Origin of the sequence: Enterococcus saigonensis (assembly GCF_011397115.1) — a bacterium.
Lineage (GTDB): Bacteria > Bacillota > Bacilli > Lactobacillales > Enterococcaceae > Enterococcus_C > Enterococcus_C saigonensis.
This window is the reverse complement of sequence record NZ_AP022822.1, coordinates 2,433,855-2,447,233: the sequence shown is the minus strand read 5'-3', so window position 1 is coordinate 2,447,233 and position 13,379 is coordinate 2,433,855. Positions and strand designations below refer to the sequence as shown.

At 38.1% G+C, this 13,379-nt stretch carries 13 protein-coding genes; 11 read left to right on the top strand and 2 right to left on the bottom strand.

All coding sequences use genetic code 11. From position 1 onward, the window contains the following. Positions 1 to 30: 30 nt before the first annotated feature. From rpsG to tuf, 3 genes are all read left to right on the top strand, one after another. Positions 31 to 501 (top strand): 30S ribosomal protein S7, encoded by a 471-nt coding sequence (gene rpsG, locus EsVE80_RS11795; RefSeq protein WP_071864205.1) that lies wholly within the window; start codon positions 31 to 33, stop codon positions 499 to 501. A 103-nt stretch (positions 502 to 604) separates the two neighbouring features. Beyond that, the gene (gene fusA / locus EsVE80_RS11790; protein ID WP_173103880.1) at positions 605 to 2,689 is read left to right on the top strand and encodes an elongation factor G; all 2,085 of its coding nucleotides are present in this window, start codon (positions 605 to 607) and stop codon (positions 2,687 to 2,689) included. 152 nt (positions 2,690 to 2,841) lie between these two features. Continuing rightward, the gene (gene tuf / locus EsVE80_RS11785; RefSeq protein WP_173103879.1) at positions 2,842 to 4,029 is read left to right on the top strand and encodes an elongation factor Tu; all 1,188 of its coding nucleotides are present in this window, start codon (positions 2,842 to 2,844) and stop codon (positions 4,027 to 4,029) included. A 149-nt stretch (positions 4,030 to 4,178) separates the two neighbouring features. On the opposite strand, the gene EsVE80_RS11780 is transcribed toward tuf, so the two are convergent. Both EsVE80_RS11780 and EsVE80_RS11775 read right to left on the bottom strand, forming a co-directional pair. Further along, positions 4,179 to 4,901, bottom strand: a complete 723-nt coding sequence (locus EsVE80_RS11780) for a nitroreductase family protein (RefSeq protein WP_173103878.1) — start codon at positions 4,899 to 4,901, stop codon at positions 4,179 to 4,181. A 37-nt stretch (positions 4,902 to 4,938) separates the two neighbouring features. Further along, a complete protein-coding gene (locus EsVE80_RS11775) occupies positions 4,939 to 6,360 on the bottom strand; it encodes an aminotransferase-like domain-containing protein (RefSeq protein WP_173103877.1) in 1,422 nt (473 codons plus the stop codon). Positions 6,361 to 6,550: 190 nt separating this feature from the next. Here EsVE80_RS11775 and thiD point away from each other — a divergent pair, with 190 nt between their 5' ends. The 8 genes from thiD to rplC all read left to right on the top strand — a co-directional run bounded on the left by thiD (position 6,551) and on the right by rplC (position 13,370). Beyond that, positions 6,551 to 7,372: a bifunctional hydroxymethylpyrimidine kinase/phosphomethylpyrimidine kinase gene (gene thiD / locus EsVE80_RS11770; protein ID WP_173103876.1), complete on the top strand. Its 822-nt coding sequence runs from the start codon at positions 6,551 to 6,553 to the stop codon at positions 7,370 to 7,372. After that, positions 7,372 to 7,920: an ECF transporter S component gene (locus EsVE80_RS11765; protein WP_173103875.1), complete on the top strand. Its 549-nt coding sequence runs from the start codon at positions 7,372 to 7,374 to the stop codon at positions 7,918 to 7,920. The genes thiD and EsVE80_RS11765 overlap by 1 nt, the downstream gene beginning before the upstream one ends. Before the next feature lie 371 nt (positions 7,921 to 8,291). Then, positions 8,292 to 9,350, top strand: coding sequence for a phosphate/phosphite/phosphonate ABC transporter substrate-binding protein (locus EsVE80_RS11760; protein WP_173103874.1), 1,059 nt, complete (start codon positions 8,292 to 8,294; stop codon positions 9,348 to 9,350). Between the two features lie 262 nt (positions 9,351 to 9,612). Then, positions 9,613 to 10,365: a phosphonate ABC transporter ATP-binding protein gene (phnC, locus tag EsVE80_RS11755; RefSeq protein WP_173103873.1), complete on the top strand. Its 753-nt coding sequence runs from the start codon at positions 9,613 to 9,615 to the stop codon at positions 10,363 to 10,365. Between the two features lie 9 nt (positions 10,366 to 10,374). Continuing rightward, positions 10,375 to 11,175 carry a phosphonate ABC transporter, permease protein PhnE gene (gene phnE / locus EsVE80_RS11750; protein ID WP_173103872.1) on the top strand — a complete coding sequence of 267 codons (801 nt, stop codon included), beginning with the start codon at positions 10,375 to 10,377 and terminating at the stop codon, positions 11,173 to 11,175. A gap of 9 nt (positions 11,176 to 11,184) precedes the next feature. Beyond that, positions 11,185 to 11,994 (top strand): phosphonate ABC transporter, permease protein PhnE, encoded by an 810-nt coding sequence (gene phnE, locus EsVE80_RS11745; protein ID WP_173103871.1) that lies wholly within the window; start codon positions 11,185 to 11,187, stop codon positions 11,992 to 11,994. A 409-nt stretch (positions 11,995 to 12,403) separates the two neighbouring features. Then, positions 12,404 to 12,712: a 30S ribosomal protein S10 gene (rpsJ, locus tag EsVE80_RS11740; RefSeq protein ID WP_002290443.1), complete on the top strand. Its 309-nt coding sequence runs from the start codon at positions 12,404 to 12,406 to the stop codon at positions 12,710 to 12,712. A 28-nt stretch (positions 12,713 to 12,740) separates the two neighbouring features. After that, complete coding sequence (gene rplC, locus EsVE80_RS11735) at positions 12,741 to 13,370, top strand: 50S ribosomal protein L3 (protein ID WP_173103870.1); 630 nt, start codon at positions 12,741 to 12,743, stop codon at positions 13,368 to 13,370. The last annotated feature ends 9 nt before the right edge of the window (positions 13,371 to 13,379 follow it).

Below are 13,379 nucleotides of genomic sequence, written 5' to 3'. Positions count from 1 at the left end.
CAAAATGACTACGTAAAGGAGGAGTTACGGATGCCTCGTAAAGGTCCAGTTGCAAAACGCGATGTTTTACCAGATCCTATGTATAACTCAAAATTAGTAACCCGTTTGATTAACCGTGTTATGGTTGATGGCAAACGCGGGATTGCTGCAAATATTATCTATAATGCTTTTGACATTATTAAAGAATCTACTGGTAACGATCCATTAGAAGTCTTTGAACAAGCAATGAAAAATATCATGCCTGTCTTAGAAGTTAAAGCTCGCCGTGTTGGTGGTTCTAACTACCAAGTGCCAGTTGAAGTTCGTCCTGAACGTCGTACAACTTTAGGCTTACGTTGGGTTGTTAACTACGCACGTTTGCGTGGAGAACACACAATGGAAGAACGTCTTGCAAAAGAAATCATGGATGCAGCAAACAACACTGGTGCTTCTGTGAAAAAACGCGAAGACACACACAAAATGGCTGAAGCCAACCGTGCTTTTGCCCACTATCGTTGGTAAGATCTTTTTTGTTCTTACGAAAAAGACAATTCGATTGTTACACAAAGTAAGCTGGCAAAAGATTTCTTTTGCCGCTTTTTAAAGAGAGGAGCACAAGCAAGAAATGGCTAGAGAATTTTCGTTAGAAAAAACTCGTAATATTGGTATCATGGCTCACGTCGATGCAGGTAAAACGACTACGACTGAACGTATCCTTTATTATACAGGTAAAATCCATAAAATTGGTGAAACCCACGAAGGTGCTTCACAAATGGACTGGATGGAACAAGAACAAGAACGTGGTATCACGATTACTTCTGCTGCGACAACTGCTCAGTGGAAAGGCTATCGTGTCAACATCATCGACACACCAGGACACGTGGACTTCACAATTGAAGTACAACGTTCATTGCGTGTACTAGATGGTGCTGTTACGGTCCTTGACTCTCAATCAGGGGTTGAACCACAAACTGAAACTGTTTGGCGCCAAGCGACAGAATACCGCGTACCACGTGTTGTATTCTGTAACAAAATGGATAAAATTGGGGCAGACTTCTTGTACTCAGTTTCTACATTACACGATCGTTTAGGTGCGAATGCTCACCCAATCCAATTACCAATTGGTGCAGAAGAAGATTTCACCGGTATCATTGACCTTGTGACAATGAAAGCTGAAATCTATACGAACGATTTAGGTACTGAAATTCAAGAAACTGAAATTCCTGAAGAATACCTAGAACAAGCGCAAGAATGGCGCGAAAAATTAGTGGAAGCAGTAGCTGAAACTGATGAAGATTTAATGATGAAATATTTAGATGGCGAAGAAATCACGGAATCTGAATTAAAAGCTGGTATCCGTCAAGCAACTATCAATGTTGACTTCTTCCCTGTAATGGCTGGTTCAGCCTTCAAGAATAAAGGGGTTCAATTAATGTTGGATGCCGTTCTTGACTATTTACCTTCACCATTAGATGTAGAAGCAATTAAAGGGATTGATCCGAAGACTGACGAAGAAACAACTCGTCCAGCTGACGATGAAGCACCATTTGCCTCATTAGCATTTAAAGTTATGACTGACCCATTTGTAGGTCGCCTAACTTTCTTCCGTGTCTATTCTGGTGTCTTAGAAAGTGGTTCATACGTATTGAATGCTTCAAAAGACAAAAAAGAACGTATCGGACGTATCTTGCAAATGCATGCCAACACACGTAACGAAATCGACCGCGTTTATTCTGGGGATATCGCTGCTGCCGTTGGTTTGAAAGATACAACAACAGGGGACACGCTTTGTGCCTTAGATTCGCCAGTAATCTTAGAATCAATCGAATTCCCTGACCCAGTTATCCAAGTTGCTGTTGAACCTAAATCAAAAGCTGACCAAGATAAAATGGGTATTGCATTACAAAAACTTGCAGAAGAAGATCCATCATTCCGCGTTGAAACAAACGTTGAAACTGGTGAAACAGTTATCTCTGGGATGGGTGAATTACACTTAGATGTCTTAGTTGACCGTATGCGACGCGAATTTAAAGTTGAAGCAAACGTAGGTGCTCCTCAAGTTTCTTATCGTGAAACTTTCCGTGCTGGTACTGAAGCAGAAGGTAAGTTTGTACGTCAGTCTGGTGGTAAAGGTCAATACGGTCACGTATGGATTGAATTTACACCAAACGAAGAAGGTGCCGGTTTCGAATTCGAAAATGCCATCGTTGGTGGTGTGGTTCCACGTGAATACATTCCAGCCGTTGAAAAAGGTTTAGTTGATGCAATGGAAAATGGTGTCTTAGCCGGTTATCCATTAGTAGATATTAAAGCAAAACTTTACGATGGTTCATACCATGATGTCGATTCAAGTGAAACTGCCTTCCGTGTTGCAGCATCAATGGCATTACGTGCCGCTGCTAAAAAAGCAAAACCTGCAATCTTAGAACCAATGATGAAAGTTACTATTACTGTTCCAGAAGATTACTTAGGTGATATTATGGGTCACGTAACTGCACGTCGTGGTCGTGTTGAAGGTATGGAAGCTCACGGTAATTCCCAAATCGTTAATGCTATCGTTCCGTTAGCAGAAATGTTTGGTTACGCAACTACATTGCGTTCATCTACACAAGGTCGCGGTACGTTCATGATGGTATTTGACCACTACGAAGATGTACCAAAATCTATTCAAGAAGAAATCATTAAGAAAAACGGCGGAAAAGCTGAATAATTTTTGATGATTAGGATTTTTTTAAAAGAGCTATATTTTTTAAAAAAATTCGTGTACAATATTAACGATGATAAGGGCAAACTGTCGCTTATGACAGTTTACCTATCAAAAAATAAAAAACTATTACGTATTTTTAGGAGGAACATTTTAAAATGGCAAAAGAAAAATTTGACCGTTCTAAACCCCATGTAAACATTGGTACTATCGGACACGTTGACCATGGTAAAACTACTCTTACAGCTGCAATTACAACTGTATTATCTAAAAAAGGTCTAGCACAAGCTTCTGCTTACGATCAAATTGATGGTGCACCTGAAGAACGCGAACGCGGTATCACAATTTCAACAGCTCACGTTGAATATGAAACTGAAAACCGTCACTATGCTCACGTTGACTGCCCAGGACACGCGGACTACGTTAAAAACATGATCACTGGTGCTGCACAAATGGACGGCGCGATCTTAGTAGTATCTGCTGCTGATGGTCCTATGCCTCAAACTCGTGAACACATCCTATTGTCACGTAACGTTGGTGTTCCTTACATCGTCGTATTCTTGAACAAAATGGACATGGTTGACGATGAAGAATTATTAGAATTAGTTGAAATGGAAGTTCGTGACTTATTGTCAGAATACGATTTCCCAGGCGACGACACTCCAGTTATCGCAGGTTCAGCTTTGAAAGCCTTAGAAGGCGACGCTTCATACGAAGAAAAAATCTTAGAATTAATGGCTGCAGTTGATGAATATATCCCAACTCCAGTTCGTGATACTGACAAACCATTCATGATGCCAGTCGAAGACGTATTCTCAATCACTGGTCGTGGTACTGTTGCAACTGGTCGTGTTGAACGTGGACAAGTTCGCGTTGGTGACGAAGTTGAAATCGTAGGTATCGCTGAAGAAACTGCTAAAACTACTGTAACAGGTGTTGAAATGTTCCGTAAATTGTTGGATTACGCTGAAGCTGGCGACAACATTGGTGCATTATTACGTGGTGTGGCTCGTGAAGACATCCAACGTGGTCAAGTATTGGCTAAACCAGGTTCAATCACTCCACATACAAAATTCTCAGCAGAAGTTTACGTTTTAACTAAAGAAGAAGGTGGACGTCATACACCATTCTTCACTAACTACCGCCCACAATTCTACTTCCGTACAACTGACGTAACAGGCGTTGTTGAATTACCAGAAGGTACTGAAATGGTTATGCCTGGTGATAACGTTACTATGGACGTTGAATTAATCCACCCAATCGCGATCGAAGACGGTACTCGTTTCTCAATCCGTGAAGGCGGACGTACTGTTGGTTCAGGCGTTGTTACTTCAATCGAAAAATAATTCTTGAATTTTAGAAGCAAAATCTGCGGATTTTGCTTCTTTTTTTAGCCCAAATAAAAATCCCTATCCTTGCGTTTAACTAAACTCCAATAAGTTTTGTACGCAGTTATAGGGATTTTTTGTTAGCAAATTACGTGAATAACTAAATATTAAAGTAATTTTTGTTCTTTTAAATAGCTGTTTAACTCAGAGTTGCGTGCTTCTTTATAATAGTCGGCGAATTTTTTTGTCCAACTTTTTGTTTCTCTGGCTTCGGCGAATTCTTCCATAATCTGATCATAATCTTCAATTAATTGATAATCGTATTCTTGGTAAGTGTCATAATGTACTACTGTTTCTTCTGGTAAACGGGGTTTAATGTGCATTTCGACAGTTGGTTTCCCGATACTAAGGCCGGCAACAGGATAAACATAATCTGGTAAATTAAACAGCGTGCTGATTTCCGTGATATGATTGCGTACACTACCAACGACCACGCTCCCTAGTCCTAATGCTTCCACAGCAATTACAGCATTTTGTAAGGCTAAACTTGCATCAGTTGTGGCGATAAGCAAAGGATTTAAACTATCAGTAATGGCATAGGGAACTTTATTTTTAACTGCAACCATTTGCGTTCGCTTTAAGTTAGCTACAAATAATAAAAAGACAGAGCTGTGTAACATATGCGGATTGTTTGGATTTAGTGTCACTAGCTTTTCTCGCAGCGCTTGGTTTTGCACCACGATAATGGAGTATGCTTGGCCGTTCATCCAAGAAGGTGCTTGGCGGCTAGCATCCAAAATTTCTTGTAACTGGTTTTGCGTTAACGTGTAGTTTTCATCAAAATGACGATAACTACGATGGCTTTTTAGCTGTTCAATAATAGTATTCATTTTTAATTAACCTCCTAGATTTATAGCTTTAATCAATCTATTTTTTATTTAAAAGCTTAGAATTAATACGTTGCATTTTGTGTGCTAAAGATTCAGCAAGTTCAGGTGTGAGCGTTGTATAATTTATTCGCATAGACATTGTATCGTTACTAAAGAAAAAAGAAGGTGCGACTAAAAGATTTTCTGTAAAAAAAAGCTGCCAATCTTTGCGAGTTAAATTTTGATGCTGCCAAGTAAACCAGTAGTAAAGACCACCTTTAATTTCAGAGAAAGTCCAGTCTGCTTTAAATGGCGTAAAAGTCTCGCAGAGTAATTGGCTTCTTTTTTTTAGTTCGGTAATTAATTGCTTGTGCTGCAATGTATAAGCTGGATTGCTTAAGGCGATATTGGCAACTATTTGAGTGAATAAGTTGGTTTCACTGTCCAATAGTTTTTTTGTATTGGTCAATGAACGAATCAAATTTTGAGGAGCCAATAACCAGCCAATTTTAATGCTTGAACCAAAAATTTTCGATAAAGAACCGAGATATAACACTTGTTCAGGGGCGATTTCTTTTAATTTTGGAATAGGAGTAGTGAAATCCAATTCTCCAAAGATATCATCTTCAATAATGGGTACATAGTATTTACGGCAGATTTCAGTGATTTTTAGTCGTCGTTCATAGGAAAGACAACGGCTAGTTGGATTTTGAAAAGTTGGATTTAAATACAACAGTTTTACTTTTTTGGCTAAAATTTGTTTTTCCAATTCACGAGGCATGATTCCTTCTTGATCGGTTGCAATTCCTTCTAAGCGTAAACCTAGCGATTGAAAAAGAGGTAATGCAAATAAGAAAGACGGATCTTCAGTAGCAATCACATCCCCTGGACGCAAAAGGGTCTGTAGAATTAGCAAAATTCCTTGTGTGGAACCAGCGGTAATTAAAAGATCTTGATTAGCTAAAGGAAGCTGAAAATTTTCAACCAATTTTTTAGTAATTGTTTTTTTTAAAGGCAGGTAACCTGTTTCAGTTAGATTTTCTTCTTCTTTTACTATTTGATCCCAAGATAAAGCAGGAAATTTGAAATCCGGAATCAAATCGGATGGTAAGTCGCCACTGGCTAAATCGAGGGTCGCAAAATTATTTCGTAAGTGATTTTGTTGCTTATTGTAGGGGTCTTGTTGTTGATTACGGTTAGCCAATAAATGTTGCCATTGAAATTGTGGAGCTTGTCGTGATCCCCAACGACCTTTGGCGACTTCTGTTCCACTGCCTTGTTTACGCATAAGCCAGCCTAAACTTGTTAATTCTTCTAACGCGTGATTAACCGTAGAACGATTGATTTGATAGAATTCAGCCATTTTTCGCTCGGGCATTAGTCGATCTCCTGGAGCTAGTTTACCTGATTCAATATCTGCAATAATAACTTCCATTAATTGCTGAAACAAAGGGGTTTTACTTTTACGGTTTAAAGTCATAAGGCCCTCCTTTTTCGCATTGGTGTGGGTGCATATTTTGAATTTACTTTAAATGTAATTGGTTGGTTTTAAAATAAACCAATTGGTCGTTTCCGTCAAGGTAGAGAAGTTTTATACTTTAAGTTAATTTGGCATTAGGAGTGTTAGTGTTTGGAGTAAATAGATTATTAGTGATTAAAGGAGTGGTCCAATGAAAAACGTATTAACTATAGCGGGTTCTGATTCTACGGGCGGTGCCGGTTTAGAAGCTGATTTAAAGACCTTTGAAGAGTATGGTGTGTTTGGTTTTGCTAGTATTACTTCTATTGTAACGATGGATCCTACTGATGGTTGGTCTCATGAAGTGACGGAGTTGCCAACTGAATTATTGTTGAAACAACTTATTTCTGCTTTTGCAGGTACTTCTATGGCGGCTTTAAAAACCGGTATGATGGGAAATGAGGCTAATATTTTAGCGACGGTTGATTTTTTACAAAACAAGCACATTCGAAATATTGTCATCGATCCAGTGATTGCTTGTAAAGGGACTGCGCAAATCTTGCAACCAGAAGTGGTTACGGCAATAAAAAAATACTTATTACCTATCGCGACAATTACCACACCTAATTTAGTAGAAGCGGGAATCTTAGCTGAATTAGGAGATTTAACAAGCATTGCCGATATGAAAAAAGCGGCACAAGCCATCCAGCAACAAGGAGCTAAAAATGTCGTGGTAAAAGGTGGACACCGCTTAGGGGAAAATAAGGCGATTGACTTGTTTTATGATGGCGCTGAATTTGTAATATTTGAAAATGAATTATATCAAACCGAATTTAATCATGGTGCGGGATGCACATTTGCAGCAGCAGTGACAGCGGGTCTAGCTAAAGGAGTACCGATGAAACAAGCCGTCGCAATGGCAAAACAATTTGTTGCCGCTGCTATTAAAGCCGGAGTGCAAATTAACCCTTACGTTGGACACGTTTGGCATGGTGCATATAATAAAGCAGAAAAAAGAATGGTGGTTATGTGATGAAAAATCGAACTTCTGTACAGGGGATTGTTTTAGTGGCACTATTTACTGCCTTAACAGTCATTGGGACAACACTTAAAATTCCACTACCGACAGGGGCCTTTGTCCATTTAGGCAATGCGGTATTGTTGTTGGCAGTTTTATTACTAGGTTATTTTAAAGGATCTTTAGCAGGAGGGTTAGGCTTTTTTATTTTTGATCTGTTAAATGGTTATGCCACAGAAGCACCGTATTTTATTTTGGAAAGTTTTATTGTCGGCGCGGCAGCTTATGCCGCATTGCTGATTTTTAAGAAAAAGCCAACAGCGCTTTGGCAAATTGTTGTCATCGGCTTTGTAACGGGGCTTGCTAAAATCTGTATGACACAACTTAAAAATACAGTCATGTTAACAATAGCCGGAGCGGATATTCAAACAGCTTTTATTAGTGCTATGGCAAAATTGCCGGCAACATTCGTTAACATTACGATAACCATTGTAGTGGTTGCTTTTTTATACTTCCCCTTAAAAAAAGCATTGGCCGCCACGACAAAACGTTCTTTTATTTAGTTTGAAAGTAGCTATTTGTTCAGTAGTTTTAATAAGAGACAGCCCTGTATAAATAAAAATGCCAATAGCAACTTTCGTTCGTGTGTATTCAGTAATAATGTTCGGATTTTATTCGAAAAATTTTATTGTCAGAGGTCATTATTTTGTAAAATAATGATAAAAAAGTTTTTTTGGTAATTGGTAGTGATTAAGAAATTTCTTTTTATTATTGAATAATAAAATCAAACTTGCCTTTCAAGTATTATTTACCTAAAAACTAGACAAATTCCCTGCCTTATTTAAAAATATTCGTCTTTTCAAGGGTTATAAATTATGTTATTATTTGTTCGCAGTGAAATCTGTGCTGTAGTTATTCATTATGGGAGGATATTATGTTTAAAAAAGTTTTGAAAGTGGGTTTGGCAAGTGCGGCAGCAATGCTATTACTAGCTGGCTGTGGTAATTCTTCATCAAATGATAGCAAAGGTGAAAAAGATGCCGATGGAAACATCAAGTTGGAAAAGTTGACAATTGGTTTTGTCCCGTCTCGTGACGCAGACGAAATCGTAACAGCTACTGAACCTTTGAAAAATCTTTTGAAAGACCAAATGAAAAAAGAAGGCTATAACATTGAAAACGTGGATATCTCTGTTGGTACGAGTTATGAAGCGGTTGGTGAATCATTGTCTTCTGGTACGCTTGATGTTGGTTTCATTCCTGGTGGGACATATGTCTTATACGAAGATGGAACAGACGTATTATTAACTGCAACACGGAAAGGTTTATCGATTGATTCAGACGATGCGAAAGTTTGGAACGATGACAAACCGACGAAAAACACAGACGAACAAGTTGCTTACTACCGTGCATTAGTCATTGCAGGTCCTTCAGCAAAAGGGCAAGCATTAGCTAAAAAAGTTAATGCTGGTGAAAAATTAACTTGGGATGACTTAAATGGCGCTTCTTGGGCAATGGCAAATTCTTCATCTTCAGCAGGTTATATCTATCCAACTTTATGGATGAATAAAAACTACGATAAAACATTACTAGACTTAAAAGATGCCGTTCAATCTGACTCTTATGCAAGTTCATTTGCTCGTTTAGCAGCTGGTCAAATCGATGTTGTTATGGCATATGCCGATGCACGTTTAGACTATGTGGATACATGGACAAAAGAATTTGGTCGTAAAAATGATATTTGGTCTGAAACAAATGTTATTGGTGTAACCGATCCAATTTACAATGATACAATTAGCGTTAGCAAAAATGCACCAAACATGGATGCAAAATTGAAAAAAGCGTTAAGTAAAGCCTTTATTGAAATTGGTAAAACAGACGAAGGTAAGAAAGTAATCAGTATCTATAATCACGAGGGTTACAAAGAAGCAAAAGCATCTGATTATGATGATGAGAAAAAAGCACAAGAATTAATTAAAAAAATTAGCGAATAATCGCGCAACTAGCACTAAAAATAGGAAAGTAGGGGTTGTGTTATCAACACAATCCCTTCCTTTCTGTTTGAAATGCGAGAAATTTTACAGGATAAGCCGAAATTTTAATAGTTTTTAGTAAGTAAAAGCTTTTACCTATTATAAATAGTTAACGGTTATAAATAGTTAACGGTGAAATTAAAATTTCGTCTTATTGTGGGAAAAGGTTGTTTTTCGACAGTAATGAGTAATTATCAAAACTTCAGCGTGAAAGGATACAGCAATGATTAAATTTGAAGATGTGCAAAAAGTTTATCCTAACGGTACCGTTGCACTAAAAGATATCAATTTGGAAATCCAACAAGGTGAGTTTGTAGCAATTATCGGTCTTTCCGGAGCAGGAAAGTCAACATTAATCCGTTGTATTAATCGGATGCATGACATTAATTCGGGGACACTACTTGTGAATGATGTTAATGTGAGTCAATTAAAAGGAAAAGAAATTCGGGAATTTCGTAAGAATATCGGAATGATCTTTCAGTCTTTTAATTTAGTAACTCGTTCTACGGTTTTGAAAAATGTTCTCGTTTCTTCGGTGCCGGATATGCCTTTATGGCGTCGTACATTAGGAATTTTCCCTCACGAAGATAAAATTCGTGCGTTAGAAGCATTAGATAATGTAGGGATTTTGGATAAAGCTTATACCCGTGTAGATCAACTTTCTGGTGGGCAGCAACAACGGGTCGCCTTGGCGCGTACACTAGCTCGTAAACCAGGAATTATTCTGGCTGATGAACCAGTAGCTTCGCTAGATCCTGTCACTGCAAAATCTGTTATGGAAGATTTGCGTCGTATTAATCGCGAAATGAATGTTTCGATTCTTTTGAATATACACCATGTAGAATTAGCGTTGGAGTATTGTGATCGCGTGATTGGCATTCGTCAAGGAGAAATCGTTTATGATGGTCCGACAGACGTAGTCGACCAAAGCATTTTGGATGAAATTTACGGCAAAAATCAACCTGTGGAAGCGTAGGTGGTCAGCTTGTTTAAAAAGACATTAACTTTAAGTAATGGCAAACAAGTGACAAGCAAACGGTCATTTTTGCCTCTTTATATTTTCATTACTGTCATCTTCATGTTTGTAGCAGCAGATGTAACGAATTTTTCATTTAGTACTTTAATTTTAAGAAGCAAACAATTCTTCGTTATTATCGGTGATATGATTCCACCAAATTTTAAATACATGAATCGTGTTTGGGGACCACTATTAGAAACGATTAAAATGTCTTTATTAGGTTCAATTATCGGTTCTTTATTGGCAATTCCTTTTGCGGTATTATCTTCTATTAATATTGTCAAAAATCGTTTTGTTGCAGGCGTATTTAAATTTATTTTAAGTGTATTACGGACGTTGCCTACTTTAGTTGTAGCTCTAATTGCAACGTTTATCTTAGGTTTAGGCGCGTTTGCCGGTACGATTGCTATTTTTATGTTTACTATTTCCTATGTTGGTAAAATTATGTACGAACAAATTGAAACAATTGATATGCGAACTTTTGAAGCGATGGAATCTTTTGGCTTAACCAAAATTCAAGCTTTTCGGTATAGTATCTTACCAGAAATCTTGCCAAACTACTTATCTACTTCGATCTTTTGTTTTGAAGGAAATGTACGGTATGCATCTATTCTAGGGTATGTAGGTGCAGGTGGTTTAGGTCTACTATTAAATGAACGCTTAGGCTGGCGCGATTACGCTAGTGTGGGTTCCATTTTATTGATGTTGATTGTAACAGTTGCGTTAATCGAGATGCTAAGTGAATACTTGCGTCGGAAATTAAAATAGGGGGACGCCATGAATACATTAGTAGAAAAACAATTGGCAAAAGAGCCCAATAAAAAAATACAATATGCCACAATTGCTTTAATTGTCATTGGGATGTTTATCTGGTCTTTAACAGCAATTAAAATAAATAAAACCAGTACGGATGGTTCTCAAGTTGCCTTGAATATTTTAAAGGGCATTGTAACGCCGGATTTGAATTTTCTGTTTGATTTTTCTAGTACTGGCGTTGCCTATTTGTTATTTGAAACAATCTGTATCGGTTTTTTAGGAACAATTTTAGGTTCGATCTTTTCAATTCCGATTGCTTTTTTAATGTCACCAAGTATCATGCCAAAACCAGTCTATGTTTTGACGCGCTTTTTAGTGGTTATTATTCGGACAGTGCCAGCATTGGTTTATGGTTTGATGTTCGTCCGAGTAACGGGAACTGGGCCTTTTGCAGGGGTGATGACTATGTCGGTTACTTCCATTGGGATGGTGTCTCGTTTATATGTTGATGCGATTGAAACCATTGATACAGGAGTCTTGGAATCGATGAGTTCGATTGGTGCAACAACATTTGATAAAATTCGTTTTGGTATTTTACCGCAATTATTAAGTAATTTTGTTTCGATTACGATTTATCGTTTCGATATGAACTTGCGGGACGCTACAATTTTAGGTTTAGTCGGTGCAGGTGGTATTGGTTCGCCGTTGATGTTTGCTATTAATGGTTACAAGTGGAACCAAGTCGGCTCAATTCTAATTGGCTTAATTGTTTTAATCTTAATTGTCGAAGTTGTCTCAAATAAAATTCGAGCAAAATTAATTAATGGCTAAAAATAAACGGCACTTCTGCTTTGGCAGAGGTGCTGTTTTGCTTAAATGGGATGGCCGTGTCAAAATTTAAAGTTTTGAGAAGATTGTGCTATTTTCTATTAAGTTAAGAAAACGAAGAGGGTAAAAAAGTTCAACTATTTCGCATTCGTAGTTGTAAGCAGTTGCAAGTGAAAAAGTGCAAAAAAATGCATGAAATCAATAAAAAATCCTTGCGAACAGAGGCTAGATATACTATAATCATAAAGGTGCTGCTTACAAAACGTGAAAAGCACTGGTAGGATAAGGTTTTATTCTGCCGGCTACGAAACGAGAGGTTGCGACACGCCCGGACGCTTTGCCATGGACGAGCGTGACGGAAATTTTCGTGGAGCTATGTCTACTTTTCAAAATAGGCGAAGGAGGGAAAATAATGGCAAAACAAAAAATTCGTATCCGTTTAAAAGCGTATGAACATCGTATTTTAGATCAATCAGCGGATAAAATCGTGGAAACTGCAAAAAGAACTGGAGCTTCTGTGTCAGGTCCAATTCCATTACCAACAGAACGCAGCTTGTACACAATTATTCGTGCGACTCATAAATACAAAGATTCTCGCGAACAATTCGAAATGCGTACTCACAAACGTCTAATCGACATTGTGAATCCAACACCGAAGACAGTTGATGCTTTAATGAAGCTAGACTTGCCAAGCGGCGTTAACATTGAAATCAAACTATAATTAATTAAATTAAGATGGAGGTGTAATCATGACCAAAGGAATCTTAGGGAAAAAAGTGGGAATGACTCAAATCTTCACTGAATCTGGTGAGTTAGTACCTGTAACAGTTGTTGAAGCTACTCCAAACGTAGTATTACAACTTAAAACAGTGGAAAACGACGGCTATGAAGCAGTTCAAGTCGGTTACCAAGATATGCGTGAAGTTTTATCAAACAAACCTGCGCAAGGTCATGTTGCAAAAGCAAACACGGCCCCTAAGCGCTTCATTCGCGAATTCAAGGATGTTGAGCTAGAGGGCTTAGAAGTAGGATCAGAAATCAAAGTTGATATTTTCGAAGCTGGAGATGTCATCGATGTAACTGGTACAACTAAAGGTAAAGGATTCCAAGGCGTAATCAAACGTCACGGCCAAAGCCGCGGACCAATGGCTCACGGTTCTCGTTATCACCGTCGTCCTGGTTCAATGGGTCCTGTAGCACCTAACCGGGTATTTAAAGGTAAACGTTTAGCAGGCCGCATGGGTGGCAATCGCGTAACAATCCAAAACTTGGAAGTTGTTCGTGTTGATGTTGAACGCAACGTAATCTTAATTAAAGGTAACGTTCCTGGCGCGAAAAAATCATTGATTACTATTAAATCTGCTGTGAAAGCTAAATAAGTAAACTTA